General features: G+C 39.4%; 22 protein-coding genes and 1 pseudogene. 16 read left to right on the top strand and 7 right to left on the bottom strand.

Annotation, left to right across the window (positions count from 1 at the left end; all coding sequences use genetic code 11):
* The first annotated feature begins 16 nt into the window (after window positions 1-16).
* From J0M37_16215 to J0M37_16195, 5 genes are all read left to right on the top strand, one after another.
* On the top strand, window positions 17-337 hold the full coding sequence (locus J0M37_16215) for a hypothetical protein (GenBank protein ID MBN8586633.1): 321 nt from the start codon (window positions 17-19) through the stop codon (window positions 335-337).
* A gap of 44 nt (window positions 338-381) precedes the next feature.
* Window positions 382-915: a DUF308 domain-containing protein gene (locus tag J0M37_16210; protein MBN8586632.1), complete on the top strand. Its 534-nt coding sequence runs from the start codon at window positions 382-384 to the stop codon at window positions 913-915.
* Window positions 916-940: 25 nt separating this feature from the next.
* Window positions 941-1,270, top strand: coding sequence for a DUF2007 domain-containing protein (locus J0M37_16205; GenBank protein ID MBN8586631.1), 330 nt, complete (start codon window positions 941-943; stop codon window positions 1,268-1,270).
* 9 nt (window positions 1,271-1,279) lie between these two features.
* The gene (locus tag J0M37_16200) at window positions 1,280-2,794 is read left to right on the top strand and encodes a bifunctional metallophosphatase/5'-nucleotidase (protein ID MBN8586630.1); all 1,515 of its coding nucleotides are present in this window, start codon (window positions 1,280-1,282) and stop codon (window positions 2,792-2,794) included.
* A gap of 135 nt (window positions 2,795-2,929) precedes the next feature.
* Window positions 2,930-3,586: a nitroreductase family protein gene (locus tag J0M37_16195; protein ID MBN8586629.1), complete on the top strand. Its 657-nt coding sequence runs from the start codon at window positions 2,930-2,932 to the stop codon at window positions 3,584-3,586.
* A 54-nt stretch (window positions 3,587-3,640) separates the two neighbouring features.
* Here J0M37_16195 and J0M37_16190 read toward each other — a convergent pair whose 3' ends face one another.
* From J0M37_16190 to J0M37_16170, 5 genes are all read right to left on the bottom strand, one after another.
* Complete coding sequence (locus tag J0M37_16190; protein MBN8586628.1) at window positions 3,641-4,378, bottom strand: hypothetical protein; 738 nt, start codon at window positions 4,376-4,378, stop codon at window positions 3,641-3,643.
* Window positions 4,379-4,446: 68 nt separating this feature from the next.
* Window positions 4,447-4,926 carry a hypothetical protein gene (locus J0M37_16185; GenBank protein MBN8586627.1) on the bottom strand — a complete coding sequence of 160 codons (480 nt, stop codon included), beginning with the start codon at window positions 4,924-4,926 and terminating at the stop codon, window positions 4,447-4,449.
* Between the two features lies 1 nt (window position 4,927).
* The gene (locus J0M37_16180) at window positions 4,928-5,545 is read right to left on the bottom strand and encodes a YdeI/OmpD-associated family protein (protein ID MBN8586626.1); all 618 of its coding nucleotides are present in this window, start codon (window positions 5,543-5,545) and stop codon (window positions 4,928-4,930) included.
* A 16-nt stretch (window positions 5,546-5,561) separates the two neighbouring features.
* Entirely contained in the window at window positions 5,562-6,011 is a 450-nt protein-coding gene (locus tag J0M37_16175) for a DUF1569 domain-containing protein (protein MBN8586625.1), read from the bottom strand.
* Between the two features lie 81 nt (window positions 6,012-6,092).
* Window positions 6,093-6,521, bottom strand: coding sequence for a DUF393 domain-containing protein (locus tag J0M37_16170; protein MBN8586624.1), 429 nt, complete (start codon window positions 6,519-6,521; stop codon window positions 6,093-6,095).
* A gap of 110 nt (window positions 6,522-6,631) precedes the next feature.
* Between J0M37_16170 and J0M37_16165 the strand changes: the two genes are divergently transcribed.
* From J0M37_16165 to J0M37_16115, 11 genes and pseudogenes are all read left to right on the top strand, one after another.
* The gene (locus J0M37_16165) at window positions 6,632-7,867 is read left to right on the top strand and encodes a Type 1 glutamine amidotransferase-like domain-containing protein (protein ID MBN8586623.1); all 1,236 of its coding nucleotides are present in this window, start codon (window positions 6,632-6,634) and stop codon (window positions 7,865-7,867) included.
* 58 nt (window positions 7,868-7,925) lie between these two features.
* Complete coding sequence (purT, locus tag J0M37_16160; protein MBN8586622.1) at window positions 7,926-9,095, top strand: formate-dependent phosphoribosylglycinamide formyltransferase; 1,170 nt, start codon at window positions 7,926-7,928, stop codon at window positions 9,093-9,095.
* A gap of 467 nt (window positions 9,096-9,562) precedes the next feature.
* Window positions 9,563-9,996, top strand: a pseudogene (tnpA, locus tag J0M37_16155) (IS200/IS605 family transposase).
* A gap of 119 nt (window positions 9,997-10,115) precedes the next feature.
* Entirely contained in the window at window positions 10,116-10,910 is a 795-nt protein-coding gene (locus tag J0M37_16150) for a class I SAM-dependent methyltransferase (protein ID MBN8586621.1), read from the top strand.
* A gap of 147 nt (window positions 10,911-11,057) precedes the next feature.
* Entirely contained in the window at window positions 11,058-11,840 is a 783-nt protein-coding gene (locus tag J0M37_16145; protein MBN8586620.1) for a methyltransferase domain-containing protein, read from the top strand.
* Between the two features lie 7 nt (window positions 11,841-11,847).
* Entirely contained in the window at window positions 11,848-12,312 is a 465-nt protein-coding gene (locus J0M37_16140; protein ID MBN8586619.1) for a lipocalin family protein, read from the top strand.
* Between the two features lie 6 nt (window positions 12,313-12,318).
* Complete coding sequence (locus tag J0M37_16135; GenBank protein ID MBN8586618.1) at window positions 12,319-13,203, top strand: GNAT family N-acetyltransferase; 885 nt, start codon at window positions 12,319-12,321, stop codon at window positions 13,201-13,203.
* A 12-nt stretch (window positions 13,204-13,215) separates the two neighbouring features.
* Complete coding sequence (locus tag J0M37_16130) at window positions 13,216-14,415, top strand: SAM-dependent methyltransferase (protein MBN8586617.1); 1,200 nt, start codon at window positions 13,216-13,218, stop codon at window positions 14,413-14,415.
* Window positions 14,416-14,421: 6 nt separating this feature from the next.
* Window positions 14,422-15,774, top strand: a complete 1,353-nt coding sequence (locus tag J0M37_16125) for a glucose-6-phosphate isomerase (GenBank protein ID MBN8586616.1) — start codon at window positions 14,422-14,424, stop codon at window positions 15,772-15,774.
* Between the two features lie 5 nt (window positions 15,775-15,779).
* Window positions 15,780-16,526: a hypothetical protein gene (locus tag J0M37_16120; protein MBN8586615.1), complete on the top strand. Its 747-nt coding sequence runs from the start codon at window positions 15,780-15,782 to the stop codon at window positions 16,524-16,526.
* A gap of 24 nt (window positions 16,527-16,550) precedes the next feature.
* Window positions 16,551-17,468 (top strand): dienelactone hydrolase family protein, encoded by a 918-nt coding sequence (locus J0M37_16115; protein ID MBN8586614.1) that lies wholly within the window; start codon window positions 16,551-16,553, stop codon window positions 17,466-17,468.
* Window positions 17,469-17,590: 122 nt separating this feature from the next.
* Here J0M37_16115 and J0M37_16110 read toward each other — a convergent pair whose 3' ends face one another.
* Window positions 17,591-19,585: a dehydrogenase E1 component subunit alpha/beta gene (locus J0M37_16110; GenBank protein ID MBN8586613.1), complete on the bottom strand. Its 1,995-nt coding sequence runs from the start codon at window positions 19,583-19,585 to the stop codon at window positions 17,591-17,593.
* Between the two features lie 144 nt (window positions 19,586-19,729).
* Window positions 19,730-20,236: a ferritin gene (locus J0M37_16105; GenBank protein MBN8586612.1), complete on the bottom strand. Its 507-nt coding sequence runs from the start codon at window positions 20,234-20,236 to the stop codon at window positions 19,730-19,732.
* Window positions 20,237-20,419 lie beyond the last annotated feature (183 nt).

Below are 20,419 nucleotides of genomic sequence, written 5' to 3'. Positions count from 1 at the left end.
ATTTAAATAATATGTTATGGGTGTCATTGTAATATCGGCTTATAAGCCGAAACATAACATGGATACTGAGCTGTATTCCGCAGTTAAAAGTCATGTACCTATTCTTCGTTCACTGGGGATGGCAACTGACCGGGAAGTTATAGCCATGAAGGCAGGGGATGGGACTATTCTTGAAGTTTTTGAATGGGTATCGCCGCTTGCTATAGAAGATGCTCATATGCATCCTGAAGTGCACAAAATGTGGAAAGAATTCGAAAGCTGCTGCGAATACATAAAGCTGGTTGATGTAGCAGAGTGTTCGGGACTGTTTGCTGAATTCACTCCGCTGGAATTATAACAGGGTTTTTTAATTATACAGCTTTCAACTAAATAAATAAAACTATGCTCGAAACATTACAAAAGAACTGGTGGTTAATTGCTGTAAGGGGTGTACTTGCAATTATTTTCGGTATTCTTGCGCTTGCATCTCCTTATATAGTAATATTTTCACTCATTACTTTCTTCGCGTTCTTTGCAATACTTTCAGGGTTTTTTATCTTAACACTCGCTTTCCTGGGTGAAACCGATAATAAAGGTCTGCGAATAATTGAAGGGCTTATCTTCCTTGGCGCGGGAATTTTAGTGCTGTTTAACCCTGTATCTGCTCTTGGGGGAATAATGATATTCATAGCCGCATGGGCAATACTATCGGGTATAATTCATATAATAGGCGCTATAAAGATGCGTAAAGTAATTACAAATGAATGGCTGATGATATTAAACGGCATAGTCTCAATAATTTTCGGTATACTGCTTGCCGGTAACCTGATACAGGGTGCGGGCGTGATGCTGATGGTGTTTGGCGCATTCGCAATCCTAAGCGGAATATTTTCAATAATGCTTGCATTCAGAATAAAAACGTATAAATTAAATTAAACTATAGTACATAAAGGACTTAAATATGTCAAATGACGAAAATGTTAATCCGGGCGGTATCGATTCAGGAAATGAAGGCCTGAACGAAGAATACCTGGTTTCAGTTTTTAAAACAGATAACATGGCAATTATCGCAGTTGTGAAGTCAATTCTTGATGAAGCCGGCATAAAATACATGGCAAAAGGTGATGGCATTCAGGGGGTAGTACCTATCAATGCTTTCCCTGTTGATTTCCAGGTAATGCCTGATGATGTTGATTACGCTAAAGAACTTCTTGCTGAAGTTGATGAAGATTCAGACTGGTACGATGAAAATTCACCCGATGACTCAGGCGAAGAAAATCCAAACCCTTAATACCACTATATGATAAAAAAAATTATTGCGGCTTTCGTTTTGCTGGTTTGCTCTGTTTACGGGCAAACCAGCGAAGTTATATTTATACAGATGAACGATGTTTACGAAATTGCCCCGCTTGAAGGAGGTAAGTACGGCGGACTTGCGCGCGTAAAAACCGTTATCGATAGAATTAAACAGAACAACCCGTACACATTTGTTGTGCTCTCAGGCGATTTTATCTCACCCAGCGCGCTTGGCACAAGCACATATGAAGATAAACGAATAAACGGCCGGCAGATGGTTGATGTTCTTAATGCCATCGGGCTGGATTATGTTACATTCGGCAACCACGAATTTGATTATAAATATGATGTGCTGCAGGAAAGGCTGAACCAGTCACAATTTGAATGGATAGCAAGCAATGTTAAAAGAAATGATAACGGCACTACATATCCTTTCAGCAGCAACGGTATCGATCTGCCTGAATATAAAGTATTAAAAGTGCAGGGGTACCTGAAAAACCAGCCTATTAAAATAGGCATAACCGGTATCTGTATAGATGCTAATAAACAGCCTTATGTAAGTTATTCTGATTATTACAGCTCAGCCAGAGAAGTATATTCAATATTACGTGATAGCATAGACTGTTACATTGCTATATCACATCTTAATATTGATGAAGATAAAAAGCTTGCATCTGAAGTGCCGCAGATTAAGTTAATTATGGGCGGGCATGAACATGTGAACATGCTTCATAAAGTAGGTGAAACATTGATAACCAAGGCTGATGCCAATGCAATAACTATCTATATACACAGGCTTCTTTTTGATGAACATAATAAGCTGCTTGAGATAAAATCTGAGCTGGTAAGTATTGATGAGAAAATACCAGAAGATCCCAAAGTAAAAGCGCTGGTTGATGAATGGGTCACGCGCGCTTATAAAGGATTCTACGATAAAGGCTTTGACCCGCTTAAGATGGTTATTGATCTTAAACAAGATACACTTGACGGAAAAGATGAAACTGTCAGGTACTCTCAAAGTGCTTTAGGATACCTGGTAGCTAATGCAATGTTTGACGCGGTAAAAGGAGCAGACCTGGCATTTTTCAACAGCGGTGCAATAAGGCTGGATGATAAGCTGACTGGTGAAATTACAGAATATGATATTATCAGGGTGCTTCCCTTTGGTGGAAAGATACTTAGGGTTGAGCTTAAAGGGTCACTGCTTAAGCAAATTATTGAAACAAGCTTTTCGCAGCCGGGCAGCGGCGGATACCTGCAGTATTACGGACTTGAGCAAACTGCAGCCGGGTATAAGATCAAAAATGAGCTTATTGATGAGAATAAAGTTTATACCGCCGCGGTTGCTGATTATTTAATGAGCGGTATGGAAAGTAATTTCGGGTATCTTACAAAAGAAAACCCGGGGGTGATAAAAGTAACTGAACCGGATCCTGCTGATAAAAGTGATCTTTCAAATGATATCCGGTTTGCTGTAATAAATTTTCTGGGAAAGTGGTATAAACCAACCAAAAATTAACAGGTAATATTGAGAGAGTGGAAAATTTAAACTTAACTACGGTTATTGCAGCGGGATTTTTAATATTATCATTTATTATTCTTTATATTTTTAAGCATAAAAAAAGGAAATGAAAACAATCCCCATGAATCATAAATGAAATTCATTAAATACTTACATACTAATTTCAGCAGCGAAGAAATGCATGAAAGATCAGAAGGATTCAGAAGATTTATGGATTCAAGAAGAAGCATTCGTGAATTTTCTGACCGCGATGTTCCTATTGAAATAATAGAGAACATCATTATGACAGCATCTACAGCTCCATCCGGGGCACATAAGCAGCCCTGGACATTCTGCGTAATAACTGATCCTGATATCAAAAAACAAATTCGCGAGGCTGCTGAAAAGGAAGAGTATGAAAACTATAACGGAAGAATGGATGAGCAGTGGCTTAAGGACCTTGAAAAATTCGGCACTGACTGGAAAAAACCATTTATTGAAACAGCACCATATATAATTGTAGTATTTAAAAAATTATATGATATATCTGAAACAGGAGAAAAACTGCAGAATTATTATGTGAGTGAATCTGTAGGAATTGCCTGCGGATTTTTACTTACAGCTATTCATAATGCAGGTTTATGTGCGCTAACACACACGCCCAGTCCAATGGGTTTTTTATCTAAAATACTTAACCGGCCGGAAAATGAACGCCCATTTTTATTAATTCCTGTCGGTTATCCTGAAGAAGGCTGTACGGTTCCTGAAATTAGCCGAAAAAGTAAAAATCAAATTATATTAAATTTCTGAAATTACTAAATTAGATATAAAGCGGTGTATCAGGCAAATTTCGGTTGGATTGATTTAAATATTTAGTTTACCGGTAAGTTGTTTAGTTAATGCATTTAATATTCCGTTATTCCTTAAAGAAATATAAGAACCGAATTTTTGTCTGCAGTTTATGATAATGCCTCCGATGAGAAAAATATGGTTCCCTGTAAAATCTGTACGGTTGATAAGCTCCATTAACCTTTTTTCATTTGCCTCGTAGAATATTTCTGCAGCTTCCATTTCCGGAATATTTGCCGAAAGTATCCTTTGTTTGTTATCTTTAACCAGTTTTTCAAGGTAGATTTGCTGCCTGTCAAGCACATCGATTCTTTCAGCTTCATTAATTCTGGAAAGCGCCATGGCTGCAGCTCCGCAGCAATTTGACTCCTTATGCTGGCCCGGGCGTGTTACCCTACCAATCACACCATGTGTTGTGACGCCTATATGCGGACCGTAAAATATCAATACAGCCCCGTCATCCGGTACGTGGGATGCAAAGGCTTTCATACCCGTTAACCCGGTGAACGGGAAGCCGTTGAGTCCACCCAGCTCAAAAGCCCCGAGCATTTGCCGCGCATCTGCAGGGTATTCAATGCTGTTTATATCATCGCTGCATATGGAGTTCGCAAGTAATATCTGGTTTGGTGTGTAATCATATTCATTGAATATTGACTGAATTACATTATGCATCAGGTTATTCAATGAAACTGCATCAGGGTAAAAATTCTTTACTACAGGGGAAATATCGGATAGTTGTTCGTATAAGCTCATAACTTAATTTGCTTACACAAAAATAAAAATAGAAAAGTAATTTTAATACTCAAAAAAAGAATACCGGTTTATTGCTCTTTTTTAACTTTATCGTTATATCTTAGATCTATTAACGATCCTTTTACGGAATTTTTTACAGCTTTAAAATCTGTATCTGCGCCATTTGCACCGGTTACCAAAATACCGGCTGATTCGCTGTTATCCTCAGCGGAATACTCCTGGTAAAGCTTGTAAGTATAACCATTATTTTCAAATGTAAGATAGTTGAGGTCAAGTCCTGCATTTTCCTTTCCTCCTCCGCGGTAATAATAACTGTATGTAAAAAGATTCCACGAATCGCTGTTTAATGCTGCGGGATAGGTGAGCTCAACCTTGCTGTTTGTGCCAAAACGGTAAACAATATATGATTCATTTTCGCCTGTACAAATAACGGCGGTTTTACCGCTGCTGGTTTTGAACCTGAAAAGCTCTGTTTCACCTTTTTTTACAAGCTGTGAATAAACTGACGCTGCTGAAAAAATTAACAATATTACTAATATTTTTTTCATTTTATTTCTTCTGATATTTCCAGTTTCTTGATTTGCCTTCTGTCATCCATTCAATTGCCGTTTCCATTCTTTTGTTCCTGGTCGCTTCCGTTTTTGCTTCGATTATCCATTCAATGTACTCCCGCTTATGTGATGGCGGAAAGCCTTCAAATACAGCTTTCGCTTTTTTGTTTTTATTTAATTCTTTCTGAAAGTAAGCCGGCATGGAGTATTCTTTTCTTTCGTGTTTGGGCTTTTCGCTCCTGCTGATCTTTATTCCCGCATCGTTAAGCTTCATGGCTTCTTTTATCCATTTAACCAGTACAGCATCTTTGGGCAGGTCTTCTATTGATTCAATTCTGCCTAAATTACCCATTGCGCCTTTTGCATTTTTGCCCATAAGTATTTTGCTGTCCTTCATTATAGCGCCTTTCCAGAAGTACAGTACGGCATGCTTTTTAAAAGCTGCAAAACCCATGAACGGTCCCTTGTATTCAAAGCTTGGCATTCCCCATTTTATCGTTTCAGTAACCTCCGGACATGTTTTGTGAATGAGTTTTCTGAAATGCTCTAATACCGGTTTGGCAAAATCCTGTGACTTTGCGATGTATGCGTCAACTCTTTTATCCTTTGTTCCCATATCAATTGATTTAAATTTATTCTCCAAACTGAGATAAATGATGGTCCAGGTGTTTCCATGTGATGAGGCTCCACTCTTCCGGTGTCATAGGTCCGAAAAACGGATGGGGATCCCTGCTAATTGCGCCCGGGCCTTTTTCAGCTAATGATTCTACAAGTGAAATTAATTTTTCTTTTTCAGCTTCAAGCTCGTACTTTCCCTTTGGTTTGAACTCATCGCTGGTAGGAACACCTTTTTTAAAAGGCTTATCGCTCAATGCCTGCTTTAATGCCATTTTGCCGAAAAGAATACCGAGTAAACCGCGTTTCAGCTTCAGCTCTCCCAGTGATACTCTGATAGGTTCCTGGCAATGAAACAGCATTTCCTCAGCTCCCATTTTTCCCCAAAGAGGTTTTGAGCCTGCATGGATTTTTCTGATCCTGTTTATGATAGCTGCATTATCAACTTTATTGAATATATCCTGCATTTATTATTATAAGCTTAATTATTATGAAGCCGAATGTAATTTTTCCGAAAATATTATTATTTATACTTATTTAAAATCAATTTAATTTGATCTTATAACAGGCTTTAACCTGCAAACCCTTGATACTAAAAACCTGTTCCTGTTGAAAAGTTTGTAAAACAGCCAGGTTATCTGCTTGAATGGCGGAACCGAAAGCATATAGCCAAAAGGACTGGACCACCATACTGTTTTCATCCCGAATATATAGGCATCTGCTCCTATGAGTTTTCTTCCGTCAGAAAATAACAGGATGATATCCCTGTTTTCCAGCTCACCCGGCAATTTCAGCTCTTCACGCACCCATTTATCCTGCAGCATGGCTATTCCATAGCCTGTACGGTTTATGGTCTTCTCCCAAAACGGTATCCACCATGAGCAAAAACCGCACATACCGTCATATAAAACCCAGCCTTTTTGTTGAGGAAATGTCTGCATTAAGTTTCTGTAAGTATGACATACTAATTTACTCATCCTTTTTCCCTAAAACAATTAATTATTATACCTTTAATTATTGTGTTATTTTAACGATTTTTGTCAATTCGTAAAACAATTTTTCATTTTAATCAGGCGAATATACTATAATGCTTAAATCGCTTTCAAAAATAACCCGCAAAATATCTTCTCATTTAAACAGGAATGTTACAAAGCAGAACCAGGGTCACATTATTGCTCTAGGCGGCGGTGGATTCTCAGATCAGCCAAATAATCTTCTGCTTGATGAATACCTTCTGTTACAGACTAATAAAGCTAAACCAAAGGTACTTTTTCTGCCAACAGCCGGGGGTGACCATGAAGATTATATTGCTAAATTCTACCGTGCTTATAATAAATTCAATTGTAAGCCTACGCATCTTTCCCTGTCAAAAAAATCTGTACCTTTTAAAAAGCTTGAACAGATAGTTCTAAGCCAGGATCTTATCTTCGTAGGCGGAGGCAGTCCCAAATTTTTAATGCAGGTTTGGCGTAAAGCCGGACTTGACCGCATCATAAAAAAAGCATGGAAGCAGGGCGTAGTGTTAAGCGGAATGTCAGCCGGCGCTATTTGCTGGTATGAAGATGGTTACCAGAATCCAAAGGATGATATCTGGCGCAGGATAAGCTGTCTCGGTTTTCTTGAAGGAAGCTTTTGCCCGCATTATGATAAGCGCGGAGAGCTCCGCAGTGCCTACAGGAAAATGATATCTTCAGGTGAAATTGAAGGTGGTTACGGGGTTCAGGATGGTGTGGCGCTGCATTATGTAGGCACGGAGCTTAAATATATAGTATCAAGCTCACCGGATGCAAAGGCTTATATTGTTAAGAAGGCGGCGTTCAGGGTCACAGAAAAAGAGCTTAAACCAGCTTACCTTGGGATACTTCATGAGGCGCATCAGCTTAACTCAAAGATCTCAGCCAATGATGATGATACGCTGATTGATAATACTGAAATTGTCCGCAGGTATATCAAGCTCATAAATGAACATGATATTCCCGGCCTGCTTGCTATGACATCCGGTGATGCTGTATTCATTGATTCGATGGGAATTGATACTAAAGGTGTTACAAATATGCGCAAAGCATGGAATGTTTTGCTTACTTTTTTCCCAGATTATACTGTAATTATAAAAGATATAATCAGCAAAAATGGTATGGTGGCAGTTTTTGGCACAGCTAAAGGTACACTGGCAACTGATGGAAGAATTCTGGCGGAAAATAAATTTGAGATCCCGGCATCATGGACTGCAACAGTTGAAAACGGAAAGATAACCAAATGGCGCGTTTATGCAGATAATCAGCCTGTTAGGAAGCTGATAGAGAAGTATAGGGGGAAAATGTGAAAAGGCAAAAAGCAAAAGGCAAAAAGGAATAAAAGATAATAAAATACTTTAACATTTCATGACAAAAAAAATTTTATTGTTAGGCTCAGGTGAGCTGGGTAAAGAATTCGTTATAGCCGCAAAGCGGCTGGGACAGTATGTAATTGCTGTTGATTCATACAACAATGCCCCCGCCCAGCAGGTTGCCGATGAACGCGAAGTAATAAACATGCTCTCCGGTGATGAGCTGGATAAGATCGTAGCAAAACATAAACCGGATATTATTGTCCCAGAAATTGAAGCTATCCGTACTGAAAGGTTCTATGATTACGAAAAACAAGGGTACCAGGTTGTGCCAAGCGCGCGTGCAGCTAATTTTACTATGAACCGTAAAGCGATACGTGACCTTGCCGCGAAAGAGCTGGGACTCAAAACTGCGCCTTACAAATATGCTTCTACACTCGATGATTTCAGAAAAGCTGTAAAAGAAATAGGCATTCCATGTGTTGTTAAACCGCTCATGTCATCTTCAGGCAAGGGGCAATCAGTTATTAAAAATGAAGGAGATATAGATAAAGCGTGGGAATATGCTTCAACCGGCGGCAGGGGAGATTACTCAGAAGTAATTATTGAAGGATTTATAAACTTTTTTACAGAAATAACACTTCTTACCGTTACACAAAAAAACGGCAAAACCCTGTTTTGCCCGCCAATAGGCCACAGGCAGGAGCGCGGTGATTACCAGGAAAGCTGGCAGCCATGCGTGATCTCACCTGAACATCTTGCCGAAGCGCAAATGATGGCTGATAAAGTCACGCGCGCGCTTACAGGTTATGGTATATGGGGAGTTGAATTTTTTCTTGCTTCCGATGGCGTTTATTTCAGTGAGCTCTCACCACGTCCGCATGATACAGGTATGGTAACACTTGCCGGCACACAGAATTTTAACGAGTTTGAGCTTCACTTAAGGGCTGTACTGGGACTCGATATCCCCGAAATCACTTTAGAGCGTGCCGGCGCCAGCGCAGTTGTGCTTGCTGGTGATGATAATTCCGGTCAGCCTGTTTACAGCGGACTTGAAGAAGCTGTAAAATATCCCCAGTCAGATATTAAGATCTTCGGTAAACCCAGTACCCGTAAATTCCGCAGAATGGGTGTTGCGCTGGCATATGGTAAACCGGATGCTTCAACCGATGAGCTTCGCTTTAAAGCCAAAGAAATTGCAGATAAGATAAGAGTAAATATTTAACATATATTTTTTGCGAGGAGCGTTAACGACGAAGCAATCTCGTAAATAGAGCAATAATTTTGTTTGCCACGATCTTCAGCTCGTGGATCAAATTTGCAAATTAAACCCGGCTTTAGCCGGTAACACAGAATTAAATTATGAAAGTAAAAGCTTAAGGGCTAAAGCCCATTTCTTTTGTATCCTTTACCCACGACCTGAAGGTCGTGGCTATTATAATAGCAATTTAATTTTCTTTCTTTTTAAAATTATTTTACATTAAAAAGGAGAAGATTTCGGTATATTTTTGTTTTCTAAATCGTTTTAGATTAATATCGAATTGTAAAAAGGGATGACAAATATTTTTATATTTAGCTTTGTTTAGATAGGTTTTATTTAAAACTCTTTAGATATCTTGTAACATTATTGCCACGACCTTTAGGTCGTGGATTAAATTGCAAATCAATCCCGGCTTTAGCCGCTAACAGAATATGCCATTTATAAAGATCTGGATACATTTAATTTTTTCAACAAAAACCGGGCTCATATAATCACAAAGGATTTGAAGCCCAAATTACTGGCTCATATCAGAGAAAACGCTGAAAGTAAAAAAATCTATTTAGATTCAGTTAATTGTGTTGCTGACCATATACATATGCTGGTTTCATTAAAAGGTGAACAAAGCATTTCTAAAGTTACTATGCTGTTAAAAGGTGAATCTTCCTTTTGGATAAATAATAATAAATTATCAAATGCAAAATTCGAGTGGCAGGATGAATTCATAGCAGTTTCTATTGGTGAATCTGCATTAACGAAAGTAAGAAAATATATTGCTGATCAGGAAGAGCATCACAAGAAAAAAACATTTGCAGAGGAATACGAAGAATTCATTAAAGTATATGGATTTGAAAAGCTTAAGGGCTAAAGCCCATTTCTTTTTTATCCTACCTCCACGACCTGAAGGTCGTGGCAATCAAGATAATAAAGCAATATATTAATTTGAATTTGTTTATGTAAAAAAGATAAGCTTCGTTAAATCTCATCATGGAAAAATATTTAGAAGTAAACCGTGAGTTGTGGAATAAAAAAACACCGGTTCATATATCATCAGAATTCTACGATGTACCATCTTTCAAAAAAGGAAAGTCATCGCTAAATCCAGCGGAGCTTGAAGCGCTTGGTGATGTTTCCGGTAAATCACTCCTTCACCTGCAGTGCCATTTCGGGCTGGATTCTCTCAGCTGGGCAAGACTCGGCGCAAAGGTCACAGGAATTGATCTGGCTGAAAAAGCAATTGATGCTGCAAAGGAGCTGAACGTAGAACTGGGACTTGATGCTGACTTCATCTGCTCTGATGTATATGAGCTTAAAAAAGTGCTGGATAAAAAATTCGATATCGTATTTACATCATACGGCACTATCGGCTGGCTTCCGGATCTGAATAAATGGGCTGAGATTGTTTCGCACTTTTTAAAGCCCGGCGGAACATTCTTTATTGCAGAATTTCACCCCGTAAGATGGATGTATGATGATGACTGCGTAAAGATGGATTATTCTTACTTTAATGTTGAACCAATTATTGAAGAAGTTGGGCATTCATATGCAGATAAAGACCGTGCTATAGACCATTTATCGTACGGCTGGAACCATCCTTTAAGTGATGTTTTTTCTGCTTTACTGAAACAAAATCTGCAGGTAACCGAGTTTAAGGAATATCCGTACAGCTATTATAAGTGTTTTAATAACACTGTTCAAAATGAGCTGGGATACTACGAAATTAAAGGAATTGAAGGAAAAATGCCTTTAATGTATACCATTAAGGCAATAAAACCTCAGTAAAATAACAAATCCATCCTGAAAAACAAAGAGCAGCAGACCGGTAAAGGGAAGTTAAAGGAAGTTACAACAAACGAAAATGCGCAAAATGTTGTAACTTATTACGAAGATACGGGGCTTGATTACGGCAAATGGAGTCGTGAGTATAATATGCATTTCGGATATTACAGGTTCCCCATGATACCGCTATGGCGTGAACAGATGCTTGATGCTATGAACAGGTTTGTGATTGAAAATCTGAAGCTGGGTGATAGCGATAAAATTGTTTATGACCTTGGGTGCGGACTTGCCGCGCCATGCAGGACTTTCGCTAAAATGTATCCCGGAAAAAAAGTTAAAGGCATTACAATTGTTGAGTGGCAGATCCAAAAAGCAAGGGAGCTTAACAGGCAGAAGAACATTGACGGTAATATAGAGCTTGTATTGGGTGATTACACCGATCTGCCGTTTGATGATAATTCCGCTGACGCTGCTTACGCGCTTGAAAGCGCCTGCCACTGCCCCGATGATGATAAAGCAGCATTTGTTAAAGAAATGATGCGCGTTCTTAAGCCGGGTAAAAATTTTGTAATTGCCGATGGATTCTTAAAGCGGCCATCTGAAAAATTTTACCCGCTGCTTAAATACTGCTACACGGAAATTTGCAAAGGCTGGGCGCTGCCTTCGTTCCCTAATGTGAACGGAGTTGTTGAGCAGCTGAAATTGAATGGCGCTGAAAATGTTACGGTTACCGATCTTTCATTCCGTGTTGCGCCGTCAGTAATGCACGCGCCGTTCACAGTTGTAAGCTTTGTATTAAAGAAAATGCTGCAGGGTGAAAAGCTTAATTCTGTAAGGATAGGACATTTGAAAGCATGTTTTCTGGGGTTGTTAATGGGAATGCACCGCGGAAGCTTTTCTTATCTGATGATATCAGGAAATAAAAAATCATAATATAAATATGAAAACAATATTGCTGTTTCTCGTTCTTTCATCAGTTTGTTTTGCGCAGTCAGCAAAGGAGCTTATTGGCTCCTGGCAGGCAGCGCCGCATGTAGCGGCTGGATATGATGATACTTTCACATTTAATGATGACGGAACGTTCTATTATTTTAATAATCAAATGAATTGCGCTATAAGAGAAGTCGGGTATGGAGGAACGTGGGAGCTGAAAGGAAAAACAATTCATCTTACAGTTACATATTATGATATTGAAAAAGGCGGCTGGCTTGAACCATCTGACGGAAGCTGCGGAAGTGATTCAATGCTGGTAGGCTCAACAATAGTTAAGGTCCTTCAGTTTCCTTACGATCAGAAAGAATTGAGGCTATCCGGTTTCAGAACAGAAAACGAAGACGGCACTGATAGATTCACAATGGAAATAAATAACAGGAAACATTGGTATTTTTCGAAATTTGAGTATTAATAGAAAATGAAAGTAGTAAAGCTGACAGAAAAAAACATCCCCGCGTTCAAACAATATTTTAAACAATATTCCCATGAACAGGATGAATCGAATCCCCCGCTGGATGATTTTACAACTGGTGAAAATGACCCTGTGTATTTGCTGATTAATGGCAGCGAGGTCCGCGGCGCAGCCGCTTTGATGCTGCATCCCGAATACAGGGAAGTCAGGCAGGCAAGGCTCAGGATGTTCCATGCCGCCGATGGTGATTATTTATCCTATTTAAAGCTTTTAAACAGCATTTTACTGCATACTTCAGGGCTCACTTCTATTTACGGTTTTATTGAAGATAATTACAGCAATATTGCAAAAATATGGGAAGATCTTGGATTTGAATCCAGAAGGTTTGCATGGATACTTATCAGAGATACCAAAGAATTTACCGGACCGCAGTTTCCTGAAGGGTATGAGCTGCGCACTTTCCGTGACGGTATTGATGAGGAGCACTGGTGCAGCATAATTAATGACGCATTCGGGCACTCACTCGGTCACGTGCGGATGACACCAGAGCGTTTAGAGCACTGGAGGCTTGACCCTGCTTATATCGATGGCGGAATGAAACTACTCTGGCACAATGATACACCGGTTGCTACTTTGAGTATGACAAAAGAAGAACACAAAGGCGAATATCTGATCTTTATAGAAGCTATTGGTGTAGCAGGTGATTACCAGGGAAAAGGCTTAGGTAAGAATCTACTCAGGACAGGTATTCAGTATGCCGCTGATAGCGGTTCATCGGGAGTTATGCTTTCTGTCAACGGTGAAAATGATAAGGCTGCCGACATGTACTTCCGCGAAGGATTTAAAAAAGAAGCCCTGTACAAATGCTACTACTTTGATATAAAAAATTAATAAACCTGCATAATGGCAAAAGAACAAAAAATTGATCGTGATGTTAAGGGTGAATTCATGGAAGTTCTCCGAAAGTCACTTAAGGAAAATACATTCGTAAAATTTACACTTGGCAAATACCGTGGGAGTGAAGACGGTCTGGAAAATATTTATGTAAATCCGGTAAAAATAAAAGAAGAAGTGAAATTCGCTCTGCGGTATAAGTATAAAACCCGTGATATATACAAAAACCATACTGCTGATGAAGCAGCGAATATCATAAGTGATGAAATGGGGAAAAATTTTCTTTACGGGGGACTCTTTACAACTGTAAATGATCATGTGCTTGAATACAATAAAAAACGTGTTCCCAGAACGTATACCCGTAAGGCATCGTTTTCGCGGGTAGAGATCAAAGAACATAACCGCATTAAGACCCGTTATATTGATTCAAAAGATAAATATCTTAACCTGCTTGGAATTACCAACCAAAAAGGAGAAGTAAAAGGCGATAAGTATGATAAGTTCCGCCAGGTGGATAAGTTTATTGAGATACTGAACGGACTAATAGAATCAAGCAGCCTCGCAGATAAAAATGAAGTGGATGTAATTGATTTCGGCAGCGGAAAATCTTATTTAACATTTGCAGTATATAATTTCCTGAACCATAAGCTTGGATTGAAAACTAAGGTTACAGGTATCGAACAAAGAGAGGACCTTGCGCAGCTTTCCAATGATATTTCAACAGCAGTTGATTTTAATGACCTGAAATTCATTAACAACACAATTAATGATAACAAAATAAAGGAAGCTGATATTGTTATTGCACTTCACGCATGTGATACTGCTACTGATGATGCTATTGCCAAAGCAATAGCACTGAAAGCTGAAATTGTCATCCTTGCTCCATGCTGCCAGAAATATGTGCGTAAACATCTTCACATCCCCGAAGAATTAAAGGGTGTTTTTAAACACGGCATACTGGAAGAGCACTTAGCTTCCTTTATAACCGATGGCTTAAGGGCACTTGTGCTTGAATCATACGGCTATAAAACCAAGGTGTTTGAATTCATTTCAGGTGACCATACCAGCAAGAATATCATGATTACTGCCATTTTGGATGAGTTCACCGATGATAACTACTTTGCCAAAGTTGTTGAAATCGAAAAGATGAAATCGCAATTTGGCTTAAGCGATTTTTACCTTGATAAACTTCTCACAAAAATAAAATAAATTTTTATGCTTGAACTGAACATCGATCAAATATTTACAGCGGTAACAAAGGAAGAACTGTACTCTTACAGAGAGAAAATAACCGAAGCAAATAATTTGCTTTATCAAAAAACCGGCAAAGGAAGCGATTTCCTAGGCTGGATTGATCTTCCTTCAAATATTTCCCAAAATGAAATTTCACGGATAAAAGAATGTGCTTCATTACTTGCAGAGAACTCTGATGTAATTGTTGTTATCGGAATCGGAGGCTCTTATTTGGGAGCGCGAGCCGTAATTGATGCATTATCAGATAATTTTAACAACCTGTTAAACCGGTCTGAACGCAACGCGCCGCTGGTTATTTTTGCAGGAAATAATATCAGTGAGGATTATCATGCAGAGTTGATGCAGGCTCTTGAAAACTTTGATTATTCTATAATAGTGATTTCAAAATCAGGTACAACCACAGAGCCGGCAATTGCCTTCAGGTTGCTTAAAACTCACATTGAAGGCGAATACGGCAAACAGGAGGCAAAAAACCGTATAGTGGCTGTAACCGATAAAGCCAAAGGCGCTTTGAAAAAGCTTGCCGATGCTGAAGGTTACCAAACATTTGTAATTCCCGATGATGTAGGCGGAAGATTTTCTGTGCTGACTCCGGTAGGTTTACTGCCCATTGCTGCTGCCGGTTATGATATTGATAAGCTGCTAGGCGGTGCAAAAGCTATGCAGCAGCTTACCCGTGAGAAAAAAAATATTGATGAAAATCCCGCAGATCTTTACGCAGCTGCGCGAAACGCCCTTTATAATAAAGGTAAATCGATTGAAATTCTTGCAAGCTTCACACCAAACCTGAATTATATAATTGAATGGTGGAAACAGCTTTATGGAGAATCAGAAGGCAAAGAGGGTAAAGGGATTTTCCCTGCAGGCGTGAATTTTACGGCTGATCTTCACTCAATGGGGCAGTGGATACAGGAAGGAACGCGCAGTATTTTTGAAACTGTGATTAGTATAAATGAATCCAAATTTACACTTACCGTGCCGCGCGATAGTGATAACCTGGATGAAATGAATTACATCGCAGGCAAACGCCTTGGTGAAGTTAATAAAATGGCAGAGCTTGGCACCATGCTTGCGCATGTATCAGGCTGTGTGCCAAATTTATCAATTACGCTTAACAGACTTGATGAGGAAAATCTTGGAGAGCTTATCTATTTCTTCGAAAAAGCATGCGCTGTGAGCGGATATCTGCTGGGTGTTAATCCGTTCGATCAGCCGGGAGTTGAAGCTTATAAAAAGAACATGTTCGCTCTTCTTGGCAAGCCAGGTTTTGAAGAAATGAAAAAAGAGCTGGAAGCTAAACTTAAAAAGCATTAAAGCGAATGTCGTTTGGTTATGGCAATAAAAGGGGAGTAACAAAGTGGCGGATGCCTTCAGGTCCCCAGGCAGTTTTAATAATCCTTATCTTCGCGCTGCCGCCGCTGGTTGCAGCATTTCTCTTTGAGCATATCCCGCAATTTTTAAGGATACCCCTTGCAGTAGTTTGGTTCCTTGCAGCATTTGTTGTTTATATTTACATTATTTCCCACGGCAGGGGCAAAGAAAAAAGTACAATTACTTCTGCGAATGCTCTTACCGGTGAATTCACCATTGATAATAACTGGATATCATTCCTCGCTTTCTATCCGCTGGTTTCTACAGTAGGCGCCGTTATTAACGGCTACTATCTTATAGCTGTAATGCTTGTTATTACCGGGTTAATGATAATAACTGTTGGAAGGCACTTCAGAAAAAAAATCAGAATCGATGAGGCAGGAAATTTATATGTTATTACCGGCGGTGAAGAGAGATATATTGATTTTAACACCGTCAGCTCAGTTATTGGAAAATTAAACCCAATGAGCTCTGAAATTGTATATAAACCTATAATTATCATTAGTTTTAACAGCATGCTAACAGAGCATAAGCCTTTAAGGCTTAAATTTTCTGTACTTCGCTCAGTTAAATACGGAACCTACTCACCCTCTCAACTGATTCTATCATATATAAAAGAAAAATGCGTATCACACGGTTTTATTATTACTTATCTTAACCCCAAAGAAACCGATTTCAAAGCAGAAAAATTATAATTCTATAAATCAAATCATACTGCCATGAAAACATTACTGCTTTCATTAATTCTTATTTTTACTTTTATGAATATTTCATATTCTCAGAAACATGATTGCTGTGAAGAAGAGACTACAGCAACTGAAAAGAAACCCAAAGCTGAGTGCTGCGAAGAAGTTAAAGGCACTACAGGCAGCGATATTACTGCCCCGAACATAATGGCGATGTTTGGTAATGATGAGAGCTTTAAAAATGAGCATCCCCAGCCGCTTACTTTTACTCTGGCAGATGGAAAGGGGAAAATGATCACCTATAAAACAAGCGATGGCATTGACGCAAACGGGTATGAAGTAAAGGCTGATAACCCGACTAACAACTGGGTATTCCTTTTCCATGAATGGTACGGACTGAATGATTATATTAAGCGTGAGGCTGAAGAAGTCGCCTCAACATTAGGGAATGTAAACGTGCTCGCAATAGATCTGTATGACGGTAAAGTCGCAACGAACAATGATGAAGCCGTAAAGTATGTGCAATCGGTAACAAACGACCGCGCACTTGTGATCTTAAACGGCGCAAAAGACTATGCAGGCAGTGATGCAGTGTTTGCAACTTATGGGTGGTGTTTCGGGGGTTCATGGAGCAACCAGGCTGCAATTGAGCTGGGAGATAGATGCAAAGCTTGTGTGATATATTACGGAATGCCTGAGCAGAATCCGGATAGGCTTGCTAAGCTTAAAGCTCCGGTTTTGGGAATTTTCGCGAAGCAGGATGGGAGAATTACACCTGAGGTAGCCGGGAAGTTTGAAAGTGATCTAAAGAGCCTGAATATTCCCGCAACAATTATTATTTACGATGCCGGACACGGATTCGCAAATCCAAGCAATCCAAAACACGATGTTACCGCCACAACAGATGCAAAAGAAAAAACATATGCGTTTTTAAAAGAGAAAATGAAGTAAGATAGTAGGTCAAAGGCATGCCTTTGACCTACATTTGATTTTTTTTTGTAGAGACGACCCGACAGGTCGTCTTTTTAATTAATTATTCATCTCTCTGCGTCTTCTCATCACTGCAGTAAAAACTAATAATCAACCAATTCCCTCAACTGCTGTTTAAATCTTTCTTTCGGGAAGAAATTCTGCTCAAGCTCAGTTGCAAATGGAACGGGTGTATCAAGTGAACCTGAGCGCATTATAGGCGCATCGAGGTATTCGAACAAATTCTGCGCTATCCATGCGGCGATCTCCCCTCCAATTCCGCCAAAGAGTGTATCTTCATGCAGAATAATTACCTTACCTGTTTTTTTAACGCTCTCAGCGATGGTATCATAATCCAATGGCAGCAATGTACGCAGATCAACTATATCAGCCGAAATATCCTTCATATTCTCAAGGGCATTTAATGCCCAGTAAACACCCATGCCGTAGGTAATGATTGTAACATCGTCACCTTCGGTTTCGTATCTTGCCTTGCCAATGGGCAATGTGTAATAACCATCAGGCACGTCTTCGCTCACGCTTCTGTAGAGCGCTTTATGCTCAAAGTACAACAAGGGATTGGGGTCTTCAAAAGCGCTTAAAAGCAGTCCCTTAGCGTCATACGGTGTTGCGGGGTAAACTACTTTCAGACCGGGTACATGGGTGAACCAAGCTTCATTGCTTTGGCTGTGGAACGGTCCTGCGCCAACACCTCCGCCAGTAGGCATTCTTACAACTACATCAGCGTTCTGTCCCCAGCGGTAATTTATTTTGGCAAGGTTATTCACAATTTGATTAAACCCGCAGGTCACAAAATCAGCGAACTGCATCTCAACCATTGCCTTGTAACCTTTTATTGAAAGCCCAAGCGCTGAACCAACTATTGCTGATTCACAAAGCGGCGTATTTCTAACTCGCTCTTTGCCGAACTCCTTATAAAAATTTTCTGTAACCTTAAACACACCCCCGTATTCACAAATATCCTGACCCATCAGCACAAGGTTATCATGTTTTATCATCGCTTCCTTCAGCCCGTCAGAAACAGCATCAACAAAGCGCCTTTCTTTGGATGCTTCACCAGGCTCAATTATAACGGGGTTATATGGTGCGTAAACATCATTAATTTCATATGCTGTATCGGGTACTATCTTTGGCTGAGCGAAAGCTTTATCGAGTCCGGCTTCAATATCCTTTTTAAATCCGGCGCGTATATCCTGAATGATTTCATCATTCAGCAAACCCAGCTCTTTTAAATACGCCTCATAATTCTTTACCGGATCTTTTATTTCCCACTTCTCAAATAATTCTTTAGGCACATATTTAACACCGGAGGCTTCTTCATGTCCCCGCATACGGAAGGTCATACATTCAATTAACACCGGACGCGGTTTTTTATTCATGCTGTTACGCAGAGTTAAGATCCTGTCATATACTTCAAGCAGGTTATTTCCGTCAATCTGGTATGATTCCATTCCGTAACCGATTGCCTTATCAACCAGCGCTTTGCACTTATATTGTTCGGTTACCGGAGTTGAAAGTCCATAAGCATTATTTTCAATTATAAACAGTACGGGCAGATCCCACACAGCGGCCACGTTTAATGATTCATGGAAGTCGCCTTCACTTGTGCCGCCATCACCTGAAAATACAGCTGTTGTCTTAATTTCATGTTTTTTATCCTTAAGCTTATTCATCAGCTCAGCCAGTGCAATTCCATCTGCAATGCCAAGCTGGGGACCCAAATGGCTTATCATTCCCACAATATGATAATCATTGGTGCCAAAATGGAATGACCTTTCGCGACCTTTCGAAAATCCGTTGTAGCTGCCCTGCAGCTGCATGAAAAGCTTATCCAGCGGAACGCCGCGTGATGTAAATACTCCAAGGTTACGGTGCATAGGCAGTATATATTCATCCTGCTGCATAGCCATTGTTAAGCCTACTGAAATAGCTTCCTGCCCGATACCGGAGAACCATTTGCTTATTTTACCAAGCCTCAGGTTAAGCAGCATTTTTTCTTCTATCATTCTGGGCAGCAAAATTGCCTTATAAAGCTCAAGCAGGGTTTGGTCTGAATATTTTTTCCGGTTGAATTCCATAACAGTGCCGAAAAATTCCGATGAGCTGTGTTTCGTATCGTTTTGTTTATGCATTAATTTTAAACCTGTAATTATTAAAATATTAAAAAAGGGAAGGCTTCTTACGGCTTCCCTTTATATGATCGTGTGAATTCAATTTCCTTCTTAAGCAGCAGGGGGAGTAAATGATCTTGATGAATACTCCTGGTCTAAAATAAGCAGACCCTCGCCTTTACCGCCAATAATTTCCATCTTTCCTAAAGCTTTGCTTGCAAGCGCTTCTTCTTCAACCTGTTCATCAACATACCATTTCAAAAAGCTGTTTACAGCGTGATCGTTTTCTTTTATTGCATCATCCATCAGGTCGTTTATTGATTTAGTGACCTTTTTTTCATGGGCAAGCGCTTTTTCAAATACTTCTATCGGTGATTTAAATGTAACATCGGGCTGCGCTATCTGCTGAAGCTCAACCTTGCCGCCTTTATCAAGCACAAAGTGGAAAATTTTCATTGCATGAAAATGCTCTTCCTGTGCCTGCACGTGGAAATAATTGGCTATTCCATCCAGGTTCATTGAATGGAAATATGCTGCCATTGAAAGATATTCATACTCAGCAAAGAACTCATTGTTCATCTGCTTGTTAAGTTCTGACTGAAGCTTTCCTGATAACATACGTTGCTCCTTAATTAATTGATTTTACAAAATTACTAATAATAAAAATCAGTTTAAATGATAAAATGTTTCAGTTTTAAACGTATAATGGTGATTATTAATGGTTTATAAAAATAAATTTATTGAGCGATTTTACCCTTTAACCTATTTACTATTTAACTGATTAACTGTTTGCATAGTAAA

The organism is Ignavibacteria bacterium (genome assembly GCA_017303675.1).
Lineage (GTDB): Bacteria > Bacteroidota > Ignavibacteria > Tepidaquicellales > OLB5 > OLB5.
The sequence above is the reverse complement of the archived record's forward strand: the minus strand, read 5'-3'. Positions and strand labels throughout refer to the sequence as shown.